The sequence below is a fragment of the Streptomyces sp. NPDC051315 genome (assembly GCF_044455165.1).
Classification (GTDB): domain Bacteria; phylum Actinomycetota; class Actinomycetes; order Streptomycetales; family Streptomycetaceae; genus Streptomyces.
Genome location: NZ_JBITEN010000025.1, coordinates 61,640 through 79,383, shown reverse-complemented (window position 1 = coordinate 79,383; position 17,744 = coordinate 61,640). Strand labels below are relative to the sequence as shown.

At 70.1% G+C, this 17,744-nt stretch carries 17 protein-coding genes and 4 pseudogenes; 11 read left to right on the top strand and 10 right to left on the bottom strand.

Going from position 1 to position 17,744, the window contains the following annotated elements:
• The first annotated feature begins 137 nt into the window (after positions 1–137).
• The 3 genes from ACIBBD_RS34645 to ACIBBD_RS34635 all read left to right on the top strand — a co-directional run bounded on the left by ACIBBD_RS34645 (position 138) and on the right by ACIBBD_RS34635 (position 2,615).
• Positions 138–530: a hypothetical protein gene (locus tag ACIBBD_RS34645; RefSeq protein ID WP_399423547.1), complete on the top strand. Its 393-nt coding sequence runs from the start codon at positions 138–140 to the stop codon at positions 528–530.
• 168 nt (positions 531–698) lie between these two features.
• Complete coding sequence (locus ACIBBD_RS34640) at positions 699–1,784, top strand: GNAT family N-acetyltransferase (protein WP_399423546.1); 1,086 nt, start codon at positions 699–701, stop codon at positions 1,782–1,784.
• Positions 1,785–2,099: 315 nt separating this feature from the next.
• Positions 2,100–2,615, top strand: coding sequence for a hypothetical protein (locus tag ACIBBD_RS34635; RefSeq protein WP_399423545.1), 516 nt, complete (start codon positions 2,100–2,102; stop codon positions 2,613–2,615).
• A 225-nt stretch (positions 2,616–2,840) separates the two neighbouring features.
• Here the strand turns inward: ACIBBD_RS34635 and ACIBBD_RS34630 are convergent, their stop codons facing one another.
• Positions 2,841–3,749: a helix-turn-helix domain-containing protein gene (locus ACIBBD_RS34630; RefSeq protein WP_399423544.1), complete on the bottom strand. Its 909-nt coding sequence runs from the start codon at positions 3,747–3,749 to the stop codon at positions 2,841–2,843.
• A 244-nt stretch (positions 3,750–3,993) separates the two neighbouring features.
• Here ACIBBD_RS34630 and ACIBBD_RS34625 point away from each other — a divergent pair.
• The 3 genes and pseudogenes from ACIBBD_RS34625 to ACIBBD_RS34615 all read left to right on the top strand — a co-directional run.
• Positions 3,994–4,374: pseudogene (locus tag ACIBBD_RS34625) on the top strand (zinc-binding dehydrogenase); the annotation flags it as partial.
• A gap of 290 nt (positions 4,375–4,664) precedes the next feature.
• Positions 4,665–4,838, top strand: a complete 174-nt coding sequence (locus ACIBBD_RS34620; RefSeq protein ID WP_399423543.1) for a hypothetical protein — start codon at positions 4,665–4,667, stop codon at positions 4,836–4,838.
• A gap of 106 nt (positions 4,839–4,944) precedes the next feature.
• The gene (locus ACIBBD_RS34615; protein ID WP_399423597.1) at positions 4,945–5,778 is read left to right on the top strand and encodes an NAD(P)H-binding protein; all 834 of its coding nucleotides are present in this window, start codon (positions 4,945–4,947) and stop codon (positions 5,776–5,778) included.
• Between the two features lie 78 nt (positions 5,779–5,856).
• Here the strand turns inward: ACIBBD_RS34615 and ACIBBD_RS34610 are convergent.
• The 3 genes and pseudogenes from ACIBBD_RS34610 to ACIBBD_RS34600 form a co-directional block, all read right to left on the bottom strand.
• Positions 5,857–6,097, bottom strand: a pseudogene (locus ACIBBD_RS34610) (ATP-binding protein); the annotation flags it as partial.
• 24 nt (positions 6,098–6,121) lie between these two features.
• Positions 6,122–7,444, bottom strand: a complete 1,323-nt coding sequence (locus tag ACIBBD_RS34605) for an MFS transporter (RefSeq protein ID WP_399423542.1) — start codon at positions 7,442–7,444, stop codon at positions 6,122–6,124.
• 348 nt (positions 7,445–7,792) lie between these two features.
• Entirely contained in the window at positions 7,793–8,365 is a 573-nt protein-coding gene (locus ACIBBD_RS34600; RefSeq protein WP_399423541.1) for a S1 RNA-binding domain-containing protein, read from the bottom strand.
• A gap of 127 nt (positions 8,366–8,492) precedes the next feature.
• Here ACIBBD_RS34600 and ACIBBD_RS34595 point away from each other — a divergent pair, with 127 nt between their 5' ends.
• Entirely contained in the window at positions 8,493–8,759 is a 267-nt protein-coding gene (locus ACIBBD_RS34595; protein WP_399423601.1) for a hypothetical protein, read from the top strand.
• On the opposite strand, the pseudogene ACIBBD_RS34590 reads toward ACIBBD_RS34595, so the two are convergent.
• The 6 genes and pseudogenes from ACIBBD_RS34590 to ACIBBD_RS34565 form a co-directional block, all read right to left on the bottom strand.
• A pseudogene (locus ACIBBD_RS34590) lies at positions 8,731–9,224 on the bottom strand (alpha/beta hydrolase family protein); the annotation flags it as partial. The gene ACIBBD_RS34595 and the pseudogene ACIBBD_RS34590 sit on opposite strands and share 29 nt — an antisense overlap.
• A 558-nt stretch (positions 9,225–9,782) precedes the next feature.
• Complete coding sequence (locus ACIBBD_RS34585; RefSeq protein ID WP_399423540.1) at positions 9,783–10,739, bottom strand: sigma-70 family RNA polymerase sigma factor; 957 nt, start codon at positions 10,737–10,739, stop codon at positions 9,783–9,785.
• Positions 10,740–10,749: 10 nt separating this feature from the next.
• A complete protein-coding gene (locus ACIBBD_RS34580; protein ID WP_399423539.1) occupies positions 10,750–11,952 on the bottom strand; it encodes an NAD(P)/FAD-dependent oxidoreductase in 1,203 nt (400 codons plus the stop codon).
• A gap of 289 nt (positions 11,953–12,241) precedes the next feature.
• Positions 12,242–12,475: pseudogene (locus ACIBBD_RS34575) on the bottom strand (fibronectin type III-like domain-contianing protein); the annotation flags it as partial.
• A 225-nt stretch (positions 12,476–12,700) separates the two neighbouring features.
• Complete coding sequence (locus tag ACIBBD_RS34570; protein ID WP_399423538.1) at positions 12,701–13,096, bottom strand: glycoside hydrolase family 3 N-terminal domain-containing protein; 396 nt, start codon at positions 13,094–13,096, stop codon at positions 12,701–12,703.
• The gene (locus ACIBBD_RS34565) at positions 13,086–13,439 is read right to left on the bottom strand and encodes a hypothetical protein (protein ID WP_399423537.1); all 354 of its coding nucleotides are present in this window, start codon (positions 13,437–13,439) and stop codon (positions 13,086–13,088) included. The genes ACIBBD_RS34570 and ACIBBD_RS34565 overlap by 11 nt, the downstream gene beginning before the upstream one ends.
• A 429-nt stretch (positions 13,440–13,868) precedes the next feature.
• Between ACIBBD_RS34565 and ACIBBD_RS34560 the strand changes: the two genes are divergently transcribed.
• The 4 genes from ACIBBD_RS34560 (at position 13,869) to ACIBBD_RS34545 (ending at position 17,717) form a co-directional block, all read left to right on the top strand.
• A complete protein-coding gene (locus tag ACIBBD_RS34560; RefSeq protein WP_399423536.1) occupies positions 13,869–15,458 on the top strand; it encodes a carboxylesterase/lipase family protein in 1,590 nt (529 codons plus the stop codon).
• A 125-nt stretch (positions 15,459–15,583) separates the two neighbouring features.
• Positions 15,584–16,579 (top strand): carboxylesterase family protein, encoded by a 996-nt coding sequence (locus ACIBBD_RS34555; RefSeq protein ID WP_399423535.1) that lies wholly within the window; start codon positions 15,584–15,586, stop codon positions 16,577–16,579.
• Positions 16,576–17,169: a carboxylesterase family protein gene (locus ACIBBD_RS34550; protein ID WP_399423534.1), complete on the top strand. Its 594-nt coding sequence runs from the start codon at positions 16,576–16,578 to the stop codon at positions 17,167–17,169. Before ACIBBD_RS34555 ends, ACIBBD_RS34550 begins: the two co-directional genes overlap by 4 nt.
• 395 nt (positions 17,170–17,564) lie before the next feature.
• The gene (locus ACIBBD_RS34545) at positions 17,565–17,717 is read left to right on the top strand and encodes a hypothetical protein (RefSeq protein ID WP_399423533.1); all 153 of its coding nucleotides are present in this window, start codon (positions 17,565–17,567) and stop codon (positions 17,715–17,717) included.
• Positions 17,718–17,744 lie beyond the last annotated feature (27 nt).

Below are 17,744 nucleotides of genomic sequence, written 5' to 3'. Positions count from 1 at the left end.
TCGCGGTTGTGGCAACAAGCCTGGCAGCCGCCGGTTATCACCTGGCGTTCGGGGGCACGGCCTCAGCCGCGAGATGCCTGACAGTAGCGCTCGCACTGGTGGCGGGCTGTCTGCTGCATCCGCCCAGGGCGAAATCCTTGACGGCGGACCTGGGAGCCATGGTGCTCCTCCAGGCGTCCGCCTGTTGCTGGTTCGCCTGTCTCAGCGACCCCCTTCCCCCGGGGGCGGCCGTGCACGGCGAGGTGGGGGCCGCTCTCTACCTCGCGATGACGCTGGTGACGACAGTCGCCCTGCGCGTTGCCGCGCCCTTCCGGCCGTCTCTCTCCGTCATGGTGCTGGACGGGCTGAGTGCCGTCGCGCACCGGCTCGGTGCTCTGACATCCGTGCGGACCACGTCGGCTCCGGCCACCGACTCGAGGCGGCTCACTGGTGTCGGCGGCGACAGGGACGACGAGCCCGTGCCCGAGACACTGCCGAACGGCGCGGTTGCCCGTCGGGGGCCTCCCCTGCACCGCGAGGTATCCACGTAACAAGGACGCCCTCCCAGGTGTCCCACCGATGCCAGTTGCGGACACCGCCATACCCTTCGGCGTTCCTCACAGGTCACCCGCGCCCGCCCTCAGAACCTCCCTCAGTGGCAGCGCCTGCGCGCCTCACCTGCCACAACCGCACCAGCGTCCCTGACACCAGGAGCCCACATGACCACACCCCGCATCGACGTTGTGCACCCGGACGATCTGACACCAGGGGACCTCGATCTGTGGAACGAACTGCGGACCACCACGGCGGACGCAGCCAATCCCTTCATGAGCGCCCAGTTCACCCGGGCCATCGGCCGTGTCCGGCGCGACACTCGGGTGGCGGTCCTGCACCGGAAGAAGGAGCTGCTGGGCTACTTCCCCTACCAGCGAGGGCGATGGGGCCAGGGCCGGGCGGTCGGCCTGGGCGTGTCCGACTGCCAAGGCGCGGTCCTGCACCCCGGCGTCCACGTGGACCCGCGGCATCTCATGCGCGCCTGCTCCCTCAACGTCTGGGAGTTCAACCACCTCGAAAACGGCCAGGATCTCTTCCTCCCCTATGCGACCGGCCAGTTCGCCTCACCAGTCATCGACCTCACGCACGGATTCGAGCCGTACGAGGACCATCTCCGTACGCACTCGCGCAGTTTCCTGAAAACGGCAAGAGCCCAAGAACGCCGTATGGGCCGCCAACTCGGCCCCCTGCGCTTCGTCTACGACGAGCGGAACCCCGTGGCCCTGAGGACTCTCATCAGCTGGAAGTCCGCCCACTACCGGCGCACGGGCCGACGCGACCCCTTCGCCCAACCCTGGATCACCCAACTCGTCGACCGGCTCGCCGGCACCACCTCACCGCACTGCTCCGGCATCCTCTCCGTCCTCTACGCGGCTGACCGACCCGTCGCCGCTCACTTCGGCCTGCGCTCACGCACGGTCTTCTCCTGCTGGTTCCCCTCCTACGACCGCAGCCTCGCCACCTACTCGCCCGGCCGCATCCTCTACCTCCGTATGATCGAAGCCTCCGCCGCGTCCGGCATCCGCCTCTTCGACTTCGGTAGGGGGGACGCCGCCTACAAGAACTCCTTCAAAACCGGCGATCTCCTCGTCCACGAGGGAGCCCTGCGCACGGCCGGGCCGGGCGGCACCCTGCACTGGCTCCGCCGCGAACCGACGCGGGTCGCACATCGGCTGGTACGGGACCACCCCGCGCTGAGGAACGCGGCGGTACGCGCCCTTCGAGCCGTCGGCACGATGCGGGAGCGCTGACGAGGCGGTCAGTGTGGGCACGCCGCACAGTGTTCCGTCCCAACGGGGTTGCCTGGCAACTCCGGTGATGTCAGCAGGTACAGGTGGCGCGGCCGCTACGGAAAGCCGCCGCGCCGGTTCCCTGGAGGGGGCCCGCGTCACCGACATCGAGCACCTCGAGTTCGACCTGTAGGCGCCCCGAACACGCTGCCGGCTCCGGACCGAACGAGGTGCCCACCGCCGCGAACACCACCGCGGCGAGAAGACGGTGTGCTGCCGGAGCCGGGCTGCGTTACCCTGCAGCCAGTCAGGATCACACCACGTCGGGGGGCGTGCATGGCAGCGCGGGGCGAGGCAATCCTGGCCGAACTCAGCTCTCTTCCCGCTCACGTGCGCGCGGACTACATCCGCATCCTCGAGACGGTCGTGCGGGTCGCTCCCCGGGCATGGACCCGTCGCAGGGGCGTCCGGCTGCAGTGGATCACACTTCAGGACGGCGGCGATGACGTCGTGGTGCAGGTGGATTCCGGCGAACTGAGCAAGCACGTCGACTGGGACGGTCCACGGTCCACCCGTTCTTTCGCCGGAGCCCTGCGGGAGAAGCGGGGAACGAATCAGTGCGCCGCTCTGGTCCACGGCAACGCGATCGACTCGCGCACGTGGGGTTGGGTCCTCCCGCTCCTGCTCGGGCAGCTGCCCAGGCTGGACACAGCGGTGATGGTCGATATCGAACACCGCGCGGGGGCCCGGTCCACGTTCTCGTTCCCGGTCAAGTACCGGCGCCTGCTCGTCCGCCGCCTACGGTTCGAGGAGGACGTGCGCGCGATCCTGCGGCGCGCCAGGGCCATGTGACCCGGGTTCCGCGACTGCCGGGCACCGACCCATGTCAGTCGTCGGCCCGAACACGCCCAGGAAGCCGGGCCTCAGCTCCTCTGGTCCTCGGCACGGTGCACAGCCGCAGCCGCTGTCTTCCGGGCTGGTGACGCTGCGGGGCGGCCGGAACCGCGAGATCGTGCAGGAGACGGTGCCCCGCACGGTAGGGCGAGGCGGGTTCTGCGATGGCGCGCAGAGCCGGGTTCACCGGTCCCTGTCGCCGGTGGGGCCGGCTTCCTGGAAGCGGGTCGCTGCCCAGCTGGCGAGGAGCTGGAGCCGGTCCTCGTCGGTGGTGCCGGGCTCGGCGGTGTAGAGGGTCAGGGAGTGCGCCTCGTGGTCGGACATGGGCAGGTCCAGCGGTTGGTAGGTGAGCTGGAGAGGCCCGGCGTCGGGGTGGCGGAAGCGTTTGGTGCCGCCGTGGTGGATGCGCACGTGGTAGGCGGCCCACCGGGTGCGGAACGCGGTGCTGACCGTGGACAGCTCGCCGACGAGCTCGCGCAGGGCCTTGTCGTTGGGGTACCGGCCGGCTTCGGCGCGCAGCAGTGCGGTGGTGATGTCGGCGGCGCTGTCCCAGTCGTCGACGAAGTCGTGCGAGCCGTGGTCGAGGAAGTAGTAGCGGGCGAAGTTGGAGCGACCGTGCTCGACCGCGACATCACTGTCGAATATGGGTGCGAACAGGGCGCGGGTGAGGGCGTTGGTGGCCACGATGTCCAGGCGGCCGTTGCTGACGAAGGCCGCGGACAGGGTCATGGAGTCGAGCAGCCACTGGACGCGGGGCGGGACCTCGACGGACTTGCGGCGGCGCCGGATCGCGGGGCCGGGCTGGGCGGCTTTGGCCAGGTCGAACAGGTAGGTGCGTTCGTCCTCGCTCAGTTGCAGGGTGCGGGCGACCGCGTCGAGGACGTCGTCGGAGACGCCGCTGATGTGGCCTTTCTCCAGCCGGGTGTACCACTCGGTGCTCACGCCCGCGAGGACCGCGACCTCTTCACGCCGTAGTCCGGGGACCCGCCGCCGGCCGCTGCTGGGCAGTCCGACCTGCTCCGGGGTGAGCTGGGCGCGCCGGCGGGCGAGGAAGCCACGGATGTCGGCGCGGTTGTCGGAGCGGTGTTCCATGCCCTCCACGCTACGGCCCGGGACCCGGGCAAGGGGGCTGAGCTTGTACCCCCATAAACGCAGCCTCCCGCGCGGCCGACAGGAGCGGTTTCGTGGGATGCGCACCTTGATCTCGATCCCTGCGGAGACGAAGCATGACGACGCGAGGAGGAGCCCTCCACGCCCGTGCCGGTGCCGATGTACGCGTCGGCGACCGCGAGCGTCCGCCCACCCGGCTTCCGCTCGTCGTGTACGTGCTGGCCGCGACATCGTCACCGAGCGCGGCGACGAGGGCGTGGCGAAGATCAAGGAACTGACCGGCGGTCTGGGCGCGCACTCCGTCGTCGAAGCGGTCGGCACCCAGGAGTACATGCAGCAGGCCATCCGCTCCGCCCGCGGCGGCGGCCACGTCGGCTTCGTAGGCGTCAACCACCACGTCACCCTGAGCGGTGAGGAACTGTTCTTCTCCCAGGTCCACCTGGTCGGCGGGCCTGCCCCGGTGCGCCGCTTCCTGCCTGAGCTGATCGACCTGATCTGGCAGCGGAAGATTCACCCGGGCAAGGTCTTCGACCTCACCGTCCCCCTCGACCAGGCCGCCGAGGCGTACCAGGCCATGGACGAGCGGCGTGCCGTCAAGGCGCTGCTCACCGTCCGACCGGGTCCTCCGTCACGGGCCGCCCGACACCCTGTGGGGCCGGGCGGCCCGGGTCTCCCGCATTCGTCACCTTCCCCAGCTGAACGCCCCCGGCCGTGACGGCAACGCACGTCCGGCGGTGCAGCCCAGTTCCCCGCCCCTGACGCTGCCCACGCGGCACTGACAACCGACGGCCGTCCCGCGTCCTGGAGGCAGGGACGCCGCTGTCCCACGTCGAGGGTGGCCCTGCCCGCCCGCGCCGGCACGTACGGCTGATTCGTCAACGACAAGAAGGCGTACTCATGTCACTTCTGATCGGAGGGCTGGCTTCGTTCATCTCCATCACCAGCGTTTGTCGGCGTGTTTCGGAGGCTTTTGTCGATCTCGCCGCTCGTGATTGTTGGGGCGAAATGACGGCGCTGTTGTCGCGACAGGTGATCGTTGTCGGCTGCCTGCTCGGAGAAGCACGCGGATGAACGAGCCCGGCTTGCGACATGGGCCGTTCCTTCTTGACCTGAAGCTTCGTCGAGGTTTTAACGTCAGAGCATATTGATCACCGCCCTGATGGCAGGAGAAGACCTCGTGATCCTCGTGACCGGAGCCACCGGAAACATAGGAAGTGCCCTCGTGAAAGAGCTCCAGGCGTTCGGCGCCGGACCGTTGAGGGGGCTCACCCGTGACATTGCACGGGCCGCGTTCCCGGAAGGGGTCGAAGCGGTTGCGGGTGACTTCGCTGAGACGGCCTCACTGAAGCCCGCGTTGGAGGGGGTCCGATCGCTGTTTCTTGTGTCACGCATGGGTCCGGACGCCGAGATCATCGAGGCGGCCCAGCGGGCAGGCGTGGAACACGTGGTGCTGGTCTCGTCCGTTACCGTCCAGACCCATCCGCACCTGGGGCCCGCCGGCGAGAACCTGACTGTCGAGCAGCTGCTCAAGGGCAGCGGCATGACCTGGACGATCCTGCGGCCGACGCAGTTCGCCTCGAATGCCCTGTGGTGGGCGGGAGCGATCCGCGAGCACGAAACGGTCCGCGTGCCCTATGCGGACATCGGTCTCCCCACGATCCATCCTGCGGACATCGCGTCGGTGGCTCGGGTGGCACTGACCGAGTCCGGCCACCAAACGCGGACGTACGCCCTGACTGGTCCGGACAGGGTCACGGCCCGGCAGCAGGTCGGTGCCATCGCGGCAGTGCTGGGGCGGAAGGTACCGTTCGCCGAGATCAGTCGGGAGGAAGCCCATCGTCAGATGGCCGTCTTCCTGGGCGACGAAGCCGCTGACGCGGTGCTGGACCTGACGGGTGGAGACGTCAACGACGAGTTGCTCATGGTGCGTGACACAGTTCCCCGGATCACCGGTGTCCCGGCCAGGACGTTTCAGCAATGGGCCGCGGAGAATGCCACTGCTTTCCGCTGAGCCGCCCGGTCCTGAGCACGGTCATCGTGCCCCGACAGCAGGACGGTTGGCCGTCGGGGCAGGCAGTGAGGGCACAGATCAGCCGGCCTTGGCGGGCTCATCAACTCGTGCCCGGGCGCTGGCAGGCGGTGGGAATCGGTGCCGGTTTCGAGGATGGTGCCGTTGAAGGTGAGGCGGTCGACGATGGCCGCGCAGAGGCGGGGGTCGGTGAAGGTCTTGGTCCAGCCTCCGGAGAACTCGTTGGCGGCGATGGCGACGCTGTTCTTCTCTCGCGTTCGGGCAGGACCTGGAAGGGGAGTTCGGCGCCGTGGCGGTCGAGAGTATGGGCAGGCTGCGTTCATGCCTACTCGTCCCCTTCGGCGCGGCCAGCCGTCAGCGGCGCGTTCTGCGTGACCGGAAGCGTCCGTCCGAGGCGTGCGAGCGGGGACACAGCGATCACCACGGGGGACAGCAACATGCATGCGGCCGTTGCCAAGAGAGTGGTGCGCGGCCCCCACTCCTCAGCGCAGAATCCGCCGAGCAGGGAGCCGAGCGGGGACAGCCCCATGCCGACGAACGTGATCGTCGCGGCCACGCGGCCCTGCATCCCGTCTGGAGTGACGGCCTGTCGGACGGCCATGACCGCCACATTCACCAACTGGCCGCCGGCCCCGAACACGAAGTTGACCACGAGGAGCGCGGGAACGGTCACCGCGGAGGAGCCGTGCAGCGCGGGTACGCACAGAAACACGCCGTCGCCGAGTGCCGCCGCGGCCACGAGTACCGGGCCGTACCCGAACCGGTTCGGCAGGTGGGCGGCCAGCATGGCGCCCAGGAGCGCGCCCGGTCCCGTCGCCGCGAGTGCCAGCCCGACGGCGGTGCCGGACAGGTGCAGTTCCCGCGGCAGGAAGAGCAGATAGACGGTCATCACGGCCGCGAAGGAGAACTGGAAGGCGGCCGAGGCCAGGCACACGGCCCGCAGCGCGGCATCGCCGGCGACGAGTCGGAGACCCTCGTGGATCTGCCGCCAGACGCGAGGGGGACGTTCCAGTCGCCGCGGAGTCGATTCTCTCCGGCGGATCCGTCGGATCGACAGGAACGACAGCGCGAAGAACAGCGCGCTGGAGGCGGCAGCGATCGGCGCCGACAGCAGGGACACCAACGCACCGCCGAGGGCGGGACCGCCGATCTGAGCCGCGGACCGGCTGCTCTCGAGCGCGCTGTTGCCCCGCACCAGCTGATCGCGTTGCACCAGCCGTACGACAGACGCCTGGTAGGCCACGTCGAAGAACACGGAAAGGGCCCCGACGGCGAAGGCGGTCACGAAAAGCGCGGGCAGGCCGAACCAGCCGAAGAGGCCGGCCATGGCGGCGGCACCCAGGGCAAGGGTCCGGCCGACGTCAGTCAGCACCATCACAGTGCGGGTCCGCCACCTGTCCACCCACGCGCCGACGAAGAGCGAGAGCAACAGGATCGGCGTCTGCCCCACGGCGCGCAGGACGCCCAGTTGGTCGGCACTGGCGTTGAGCGTCAGGACGGCGAAGAGCGGAAGAACCACCAGGCTCGCCTGTTCCCCGAGTTGGGAGGCTGTCTGCCCCACCCAGAGTCTGCGGAAGTCGCCGTTCCGCCACAGGCTTGACGGAACAGGGCGACCGGAATCGGATACAGCGGAGGAAGCGGACGGCACGGGGATTCCTTGGGTTGCCGACAACGAGGCCCGCTACCGGGCACACGACAGGTGTGCCGACGGTTCGGGCAGGAGAAGGCTCGCTGTGCCGCAACATCAAGGGCAGCACGCGATGACAGGCCGATCACGGCCTCCAACGTCAACGCGCGCTCGGACGACCGATCATGTCTTTGCTCCTCGTGAGTCTCTCGATGCCCCCGAACACTAGCCCGCAGTGGCTCGACACGAAAGGGAGTTGGGGCCCGGGACAGGCGGTCAGACCCGTTCCGCCCCGGCGCAACCTCCCACAGCCCTGGATGAGGCATCCCCCTCCTCGCACGAGGGAACCGTCTCGAGAGCGCAGAGGAGTCATCGGTCGTCGGACGAGCCTTGTCGTCGCGAGAGGACCAGCCTGCGTCGCTCTCGGTCGATCTCGGTGACGACGACCGCGACTTCATCGCCGACCTGGACGACATCTGCCGGAGTCTCCACGGGAGTCCAGGTGAGCTCTCGCAGGTGGACCAGCCCTTCGATTCCGTCGGCAACCTGGACGAAGACGCCGAACGGGACCACTTTGGTGACCCGTCCGTGCAGTTTCTGCCCCACCGCGGTGCCGGCGGCGAATGCTTGGAAGGGATCCGGCTGCGTCGCTCGCAAGGACAGTCTGGCCTCCAGATTCCATGTGTCGAACTGGAGGAACTCGCATCGCACGCGCTGTCCGACCCGCACGACTTCGGAGGCGGCCTCGAAACGCCGCCAGGACAACTCGGCGACGGAGATGAACCCGACACCGGGGAAGACCGGGTGCTCGGGGCCGTCGTCCAGCCCCACGAACACGCCGAACCGCTCGATCGCGGTGACGGTGCCGGACAGCAGCTCGCCGCAGTGCAGTGATTCCAAGAACGCCCAGAGTTCCGGGTTCTCAGACGGTCCACCCCTCACGCTCCCAGCCTTTCACGACGAGCCGCGCACTGGGCCGGTGGTCACGCGCCGCGGTCTCGAGGGGGACGTCGTGCCGCTGTCCCGGCGGACGGGGTGGCTGTCAGTGCCCTCCGGCATAGTGCCGCGCGTGATCAAGGATTTGGACAGCATCGACTGGTCGTCGATGGGCCACGCGTACGGGCCGGCCGGTGATGTTCCGATGTGGCTGCGGGCCATGAACTCGCCCGACCCTGAGGTCCGCGAGAAGGCGCTCAGCGACTTCCGCGGCGCGGCCCACCACCAGGGCGACGTGTATCCGTGTACGGCGGCCAGCCTGCCGTTCCTGTTCGACATGGCCGACGACCCCGCGACCCCGGACTGTGCCTCGGCCACTGCTCGGCCACCGGCCCGTTGAGGACCTCGCCCCTGCCGGGTGCGGCGAGCAGCACGCCCGCCTTGATCCGGGGCTCGACCAGGTGCACCACCTTCCCGTTGTCGGGGTCGGTGAGCCCCGCGCCCAGCAGGAGGGCGGCGGTGAATCCGCCGAGCGAGTGTCCGCCGAGGGCGACCTTGGTGTGGTCGATCCGCCCGGCGCGCTGCGGCACGGTCTTCTCGATCAGTCGAGCCGGTCGAGGATGTGGGTCATGTCCTCGGCGCGCGAGCGCCAGAAGAAGGGTGCGCCGGGGGCGTCGGCGACCAGGTGGCTCAGTGTCCTGGAGGTGAGGTGGGTGGGCTGGACGACGACGAACCCGTGCGCCGCCCAGAAGTCGGCGAGCGGCGCGTAGTCGTTCAGCGAGGAGAGGTTGTTCGAGGGGCAGTGGACGCCTTGTCGGCGCGCACCGGCCGCGGCCTCGCGGCCCGCCCGGACCGGTCGGGGCACACGGACACGGTCCAGGACCGCCTCGAACGCGGGAGTTCCCGCGCTGCCCGGCGGTCACCACGATGAACAGGGCTTCTGCCCCCTGCTCAACCGCCCGATGCGGCTTGGTGGTCAGGCCGCCGCGCGAGCATCCCAGCCCGTAGCCGTCAGCTCCGCCGGCCGTACGCCACGCGGTCGCGCCATCCGAGCTCGCCCTGTCCCGGCCAACACGCAGGGAGGATTGTCCGTCACGGGAACGGCAGGGCAGGACAGTCAGCCCAGCCACTGCTTCCGGCGGGCGCGGGGCGGATCACGGACGCATCGTGCTCAGTGGAACGGCCCGGTGATTCACGCGCCTGCCTGCCGTGCGCCTTCCACCTTCGGGGGCACGAACCCGCGTCCGTCAATATCTGGTGGCACGGGCGCAATGTCCGATGACAACGGACACCCGCCGGCCGGTCCTGCCGAACTTCGAGCTGCGCCAACGAACCGTGATGGACGAGAACTGGCCCCGGCCGGCCGTTCCGAGAGCGGTTCACCGCAGCGCGGGTGTTGTGCCTGGCCGCGGTCGGCGTCGGGTCACCACCGGGTGATGAGCGGCGCGTCCGGTTCGTGCCGCCGCCAGGCTTGGGTGAGGCGGGTGAGACGGGTGGGGGCGGCGGTGCCGCGCACGGTTGCGATCTTGCCGTTGGTGATGTCGAACGTCACGGCGCCGATGACCTGGTCGCCGAGTACGAAGAGGATGGCGGGGGCACCGTTCACGAGCGCGTAGTGGACGGCGGGCGTGCCGCCGGCAAGTCGCCGTTTCGCGGGTGTGGGTTTGAAGCCGGCCCGTGCGACGGCGGCGACGCGCTGCGGAGTGTCGTACCGCAGCAGCGTCCTGGTCAGGCCGGCGCCGTCGGAGATCGCGGTCGCGTCATCGGTGAGCAGCGCCACCAGACGTTCGGTGCGGCCCGAGGCGGCGGCGGCGAGGAATTCCTCGACGATCCTGCGGGCGGACGTCTGGTCGACCTCGTCGCCGCCGCGGCGGCGCGCGGCGGTGATGCGGCGCCGGGCCCGGTGGAGGTGCTGTTGGCTCGCGGACTCGGTGATGTCGAGGATCTCGGCGATCTCGGCGTGGCTGTGGGAGAACGCTTCGCGCAGGAGGTAGACGGCTCGCTCGAGGGGCGACAGGCGTTCCATGAGAGTCAGCATGGCGAGGGAGACCGATTCGCGCTGCTCGAAAGTGTCGGCCGGGCCGAGCATCGGGTCGCCGTCGAGGAGCGGTTCGGGCAGCCAGGCGCCGACGGTGCGTTCGCGGCGGGCCTGTGCCGAACGGAGCCGGTCGAGGCACAGGTTGGTGACGACCTTGGTCAGCCATGCTTCCGGCACCTTGATCCGTTGCCGGTCGGCGGCCTGCCAGTGCAGGAACGCGTCCTGCACGGCGTCTTCGGCGTCGGCGGCGGAGCCCAGCAACCGGTACGCCAGCGAGGCCAGCCGGTTCCGGCTGGCCTCGAACCGGCTGGTGTCGAAGCGATCAGTGGCGGTGCTGTCCACGCGGTCCACCCTAGGCGGCAACGCGGATCTCGGCGGACGTATCCGGCGCGGCGGCCAGGCGGCGCTTGCGCTTGGGCAGGCCGAAGGTCGGGTGCGAGATGGCCCACAGCGACAGGGTGAGGATGCCCGCCTTGATCCGCGCGGCCTTCCGGCCGGCCACGTACTTCGGCTTTGCCTGCGCTTCGTCGTCGACCATCTGCAGGATCCCGTCCCGCCGCCCGAGGCTGATGTGGTTGCCGACGTAATCCAGCTTGACGTTCCCGGTCTTACGGCCGGTCAGCCTTCCCACGATCGCCTCCGTGGCCTGCCGGCCGGTGGAGCCGGCCGAAGCACAGGACATCGGCAGTGGCCGGCCGTTGTCGCCGATGGCGTAGGCGCTGTCGCCGGCGGCGTAGACGTTCGCGTGCGAGACCGACCGCATGGTGCGATCGACGACGACCCGACCGGTCTCGGTGACCTCCAGACCGCCGGCGGCGGCGATGGGGTTGACCGCGAACCCGGCCGTCCACACGGTGGCGTCGGACGCCAGCACGGTGCCGTCGGCGCACAGCACCCGCGTCGCTTCGACGGCTTCGACGGTCGTGTGCTCCAGGACGGTGATGCCCAGCCGGTCGCAGGCCTGGCGCAGGTGGCTGCGGGCTCCGGCGGAGAGCCGGGCGCCCAGCTCGCCGCGGGCGACCAGCGCCACCGACAGGCCTGGCCGGGATTCGGCGATCTCGGTGGCGGTCTCGACGCCGGTCAACCCGTCGCCGACGACCAGCACACTCCCGCCTTCGCCCCGCCTGCCCAGGCTGTCCAGGCGCTCGCGCAGGCGCAGCGCCGAGGGCCGGCCGGTGACGTCGAAGGCGTGCTCGGCCACGCCGGGGACGCCGTGGTCGGCGACGTGGCTGCCGAGCGCGTAGAGCAGCGTGTCATAGCCGAGCTCGCCGTCGCCGTCGGTGTCGGCCACGGTGACGACCTGGCGGTTGGGGTCGACGGCGGTGACACGGGCCAGGTGCAGCCGTATCCCCGTGCCCGCGAAGACGTCGGCGAGCTTCCGAGCCTCGATCTCGCGGCCGGCCGCGAGCTGGTGCAGCCGCAGCCGCTCGACGAAGTCCGGCTCGGCGTTGACCACGGTGATCTCGGTGTCGGCCAGGGACAGTCGGCGGGCCAGGTTCCCGGCCACGTAGGCCCCGGCATAGCCGGCGCCGAGGACGACGATGCGGTGCTTCATGTGTTGCTCCTGTCGGTCGCTTGCTCCCGAGAGTTGAGCGGAGCGGCGCCCCGATTGCTGACAGGAACTGCATGTGTCGTGGGTCACACACTGGCAGGAGGGGGCCCGACGATCCTCGCGACGCTGATGCGGCGTAGGCGGATGTCCCGGCAGCGCGAGTGAGTGGTGTGAGGGAGCCGTCCTTGACCGGCCGTCCGTGCGGGGGCGGCCGGTCCAGGAGAGGGCGAGTCCCGGCCGTCCAGCGTGGCGTGCCGACGCCCTTGAGCCGGATGTCGCGGGAGGAGGAGCCGACCTGGACCGTGCGGCGGCCGGCGGGAAGCACCCAGTGCCCCTTGCCGGTGTCCCAGTAGGACAGCCGGCGCTCGTCGACGTGCAGGGTGAGGTGGCGGGACTCACCCGGACGCAGCTCCACCCGGTCGAAGGCGGCCAACGTCCTGACCGGCATCTCGACGGGCGCGTCCGGTGCCGGACCGACGTAGACCTGCGGTACCTCGGCCCCGCGCCGGTCGCCGAGGTTGGTCACGGTGAACCCCGAAGCGGTCGTACTGGCCGAGGATGCGAAGGACCGCCGTGTCGATCGCCGACTCGGGGACGGTGCCGTCCCGCACGGCCTGCTCGAGCGGGTCGCCGAAGAAGGAGCCGTCGGGCATCTGCATGTCGAGGCCGTCCTCGACGCTGACGCTGTGGGTGGCACCCCAGTCGGAGGTGACGAAGCCGGTGAGACCGAGTTCGTCACGGAGGATGTCGGTCAGGGGGGCGGTTCTCGGTGTTCCACTCGCCGCCTAGGTGGTTGTAGGCCGCCATCACCGAGGAGACGCCGGCGCGGACCACCGCCTCCCAGGCCGGCAGGTAGATCTCGTGCAGGGGTGCGGTCATCGACCCGGAAGTCGAAGTCGGTCGCCGGGTCGTCGGGGTCGGACCGGTTGAGCTCGCCGTTGCGCTGGTTGTTGGCGGGGTAATGCTTGGCCATGGCCAGCATGCCCTGCGCCTGGACACCGTCGACCTGAGCGGCGGCGAGCCGCGCGTTGAGATAGGGGTCCTCGCCGGTCTGGTCCTTGTTGCGGCTGAAGAAGGGGGCACGGGACAGCTCGATCTGCGGCGCCAGCAGGACGTCCGTCCGCAGGGTGCGGCCCTCACGTCCCATCACCTCGGCCGTACTCGCGGGCCAGGTCCTTGTTGTAGGAGGCGGCCAGCGTGGAGACCGGGGGGAGGCCGGTGGCGGAGGCGGCGACGTTGATGCCGGCCGGGCCATCGCTCATCCTCAGTGGCGGTATACGGAGGCGGGGTACGCCGGGCAAGTAGCCGGCCTGGCCCAGTCGTTCGGGGTCGGTGGCTCCGCGCAGCAGGGAGATCTTCTCGTCCAGGGTGAGCCGGGCCGGCAGGTCACGGACTCTGGGGCCGCCGTCGACGGGTCTCGCCGCCGCGGCCCGGTCCGACAGGGCGAGGGAGGCGACGGCCGCTGCCGCGGAGCCGAACCCCTTCAGCACGTCCCGGCGGCTGCGAACGGGCGGGGTGAGGTCACGGGGTGGTGCATGCGGGCGTTCCTTTCCCTGCGCGCACGTCGTCAGGCACACCGCCCGGCTCCCCCTGACACGAGCCAGACGAGGGCCGCCTCGGCTCGGGTGCCAGGCGGGTGCGGACCGAGTGTCGACGGGGTGGCGCCCGTGGTCAACACTTCAAGCCACGCCTGAAGTTGACGACTCGTTCGTGTTCAGCGCCCGAATCAACCGCGTCTTCGCAGGTCACATCGGAGTGACCGCGCGGCGAACGGCTTCAGGAACTGAAGAAAAATCTGTCGCGCATATTGCTGACAATATTGCTGGCCGGTTACGTTCGCAGTCGGTCACAGACAACCCACATCCAACGGCCCACATCTCCGGTCGCTCGGACGGCGGCCCCTCTCTCTTGGAGGTTGTGTGTTCAGACGTGTCCTGAAGCGGCGCCTGGCCGCTCTCGCGGCAGCCGCCCTGCTTCCCGCACTTGCCCTGGTGGCGTCCGCGCCGACCGCCACCTCAGCCGCCGACCGGGACGCGAGTCGCGCGGCCCCGGTCGTCCGGACGGACAGCGGCCTGGTCCGCGGGGTCACCACCGACCGGGCGGACCGCTTCCTGGGTCTGCCGTACGCGGCGCCTCCCGTGCGGGATCTGAGGTTCGCGCCGCCCGCCGCCCCCGCGTCCTGGAAGGGCGTGCGTGCGGCGGACGAGCAGTCACCCGCCTGTCTGCAGTTCCAGCCCAGCGGTGTGCGTGAGGAACAGGCGGTCAGCGAGGACTGCCTCTACCTCGACGTCTACCGCCCGAGCGGCACCGAGCCCGGTGCCCGGCTCCCCGTGCTGGTGTGGTTCCACGGCGGAGCCAACACCCAGGGCACCGGCGTCATCTACGGCGGTGGCTCCATGGCCACCAGGACCGGCGTCATCGTCGTCACCGTCAACTACCGGCTGGGCGCCCTGGGTTTCCTCGCCCACCCGGCGCTGAGCGACGTCACCCCGGGCGGATCCGGCAACTACGCCCGGATGGACCAGGTGGCGTCCCTGAAGTGGGTCCAGGACAACATCGCCCGCTTCGGCGGCGACACCGGCAATGTCACCATCGCGGGCCAGTCGGCCGGCGGCGGCGCCGTGTGCGACCTGATGGCCATGCCGTCCGCGCGGGGCCTGTTCGACAAGGCCGCCGTCCAGAGTTCCCAGTGCCTCCAGTCCCAGTCGACCCTCGCCGACGGCGAGAAGAGCGGCGTCACGTATGCCCAGGCCGTCGGCTGCACCGACGAGGCCACCGTCGTCTCATGCCTGCGCAGGACGTGGCCAGGCACGCTGATCGCGCACCAGGGCGAGTACCTGGGCGGTTCCAAGGTCGGCGGCTCCACACTGCCCGAGACCTTCCGGCAGGCGTTGGCCGACGGGAGCTGGAACGCGGTCCCGGTGCTCACCGGCAACACGCGGTCCGAGAACCGGCTGGCCTCCGAATCGCTCGCCGACCTCACCACGGAAGGCTACGAGGAGCTGGTCCGTACGACCTACGGCGACCGGGCCGACCGCGTCCTGGAGCTCTACCCGCTGGACAAGTACACGAGCCCGTGGGACGCCATCACCCAGATCCGGACGGACTCCCAGCGCGCCTGCACCAACCAGCAGAGCGCACAGCTGATCTCCAGCAAGGCCCCCGTCTACCGCTACGAGTTCAACGACCCGACCTCGCCCACCCTGTACGGCTTCACCATCCCGGGCAAGGACATGTCCAACGCGCACAGCGCCGAACTCGCCTACCTCTTCGACTTCACCCTCGGCGAGAAGCCCCTCACCGCGCAGCAGGAGAAGCTGGCCGACCAGATGATGCGCTATTGGGGCGCGTTCGCCCACAGCGGCGCCCCGAAGGCCGAGGGTGAGCCCGCCTGGCCGCGCTACACCGACGGCTTTCACTGGCCGGTCATGCAGCTGCGCACCGCCGGCACCAGCAAGGTGATCACCAGCTACTCGGCCGACCACCACTGCGACTTCTGGCTCGCCTGACGGCCTCCCGCCCGCCCGTTTCCGGCACACCCGCACGCAGAGAGCAGGGATCCACGGAACCGTCCGTCACACCGCGCGGCAGAGGCCGCACCGTCCTGACCGCCCTGTCCCTCCTCGCCCTCGGTGTGACGCCGATCGTCGCCCAGGCCCAGTCCTCGTCGACGCCGGGGAGCCGCCCGCTCTCCGCCGTGGTGCAGACCGCGGACGGCAAGATCCGGGGCACCCACCGCACCGGTTACGACGCATGGCTCGGCATCCCGTACGCGGCGGACGCCTCCGGCGCGGGCCGCTGGAAAGCCCCGCGGCCCGCCGCCAAGTTGTCCGGTGTCCGCGACGCCACCTCCTTCAGCAGCCGCTGCGCGCAGAACAGCGGCTGGGACCCCGGCTACGAGAAGACCGTCACCACCGAGGACTGCCTCGACCTCAACGTCTACGTCCCCGACACCGCCCGCGCCAGGACACCGGTGGTGGTGTGGATCCACGGCGGCGGCTTCACCGGCGGCGCGGGCCAGGACACCAACCCGGGCCGGTTCGTCACGCAGACCGGCGCGATCGTCGTCACCCTCAACTACCGGCTCGGTGTGCTGGGCACCCTCAACATCCCTCAGCCGCAGGCCGAGGGCAAGGACGGCCCCGGCAACTACGGCCTCCTCGACCAGCAGGCGGCCCTGCGCTGGGTCCACGCCAACATCGACCGCTTCGGCGGCGACCCGAAGAACGTCACCCTGGCCGGCCAGTCCGCCGGCGCCGGCTCGGTCTGCGACCACCTCGCCTCACCCACCGCGAAGGGCCTGTTCTCCCGCGCGGTCCTCATGAGCGGCGGCTGCAGCCTTCAGTCCGCGGCCTCGGGGCGGGCGCAGAGCACCGCCTTCGTCAAGGAGGCCGGCTGCGCCGCCGCCGACGTCCTCGCCTGCCTGCGGGCCAAGCCTGCCGCCGACCTGCTCGCCGCGCAGAAGACGGCGGGCGTCAGCCCCTCCGTCGGCGGCCGGGCCTTCCCGGTCGACCCGGCGACCGCCGTGCGGACCGGCCAGTTCAACAGGGTCCCGGTGATGCTGGGCCAGACGAACAGCGAACGGGGGCGTCCACCTTCCAGAACTATGACTACCTCGGCACGCCCATGACGGCCGCCCAGTACGAGGCGGCCGTGCGCTCCGCCTACGGCGCCAACGCCGACAAGGTGCTCGACGAGTACCCGCTCAGCGCCTACCGGACGCCGGGCGAGGCGTGGACCGACTCCCAGAACGGTTCGACCTCGCACACCCGCTGGGATCTGACGCGCACCTTGTCGAAGTGGGTGCCCACGTACGCCTACGAGTTCGCCGAGAGCGACACACCGCACTTCACCTCCATCTTCCTGATCCAGCAGAAGAGCGAGGCCGCCCGTGCCTTCCCCTTCGGCGGCGCCGTCCACGTCGACGACCTCGGCTACCTCTGGGACTACCTCGGCCAGGCCCTGCCCTACGACGACGACCAGCTGGAACTGTCCCGGCAGATGATCGGCTACTGGGGCCGGTTCGCGGCGTCGGGCGACCCGAACGGCTCGGGTTCCCCGTCCTGGCCGAGGTTCGACGAGCGGACGGGGACGCTGATGTCGCTGGTGGCCTGCGACACCTCCCCGGCGACCGGTGACGCACCGGCCGCCTGCCCCAGCGCGAGCCGGGACTTCGCCGAGGAGCACAATCTCGCCTTCTGGCAGAGCCTGCCGTCCTGACAGGACCCGAACGGAGACGAAGGCCGACACGCTTGCCGCGTGCCGGCCTTCGTCCCTTCGTCGGTGAATACGCTCAGCGCACCCTGGGCAGCACCTTCTCCCCCAAGGCTCCGCAGCGTCCGCTCAGCCGCCACACCGAACCCGAATAGCAACGGACCGACATAGCGCTCGTCGATGCCCGACAGCCTCTGCAGTCCCGGGCTCACGAACGTGTGGGCCGAGAAATGCCCGAACGCTATGGGGGCCGTCGTGATGATCCCGATGCGCACACCCGGGTTGCGGAACTGCTCCACCAGAAGCTTCGGCCGGATGGCCAGCGACGGCGGCACGGTCGGCAGGGCGGTCAGCGTGCTGAGCGCCAGGCCGCTCAGCGCTCTCTCAAATCGTGCGGGACGATGTTTGATCCGCTCATCGAGGCGATGCGCGACTGGGCTCACAAGCGGCGCAGAGCCCCCGACGCCAAGAAGGCGGCCGTGCCCACCATGCACATCCGTGAGGGTCAGGGCATCCCGGTGCTCGCGCGGGGTGGCCGGACCCACCCGAGCTAGAGGGTCATGAAGGACGAGTGCTCACTG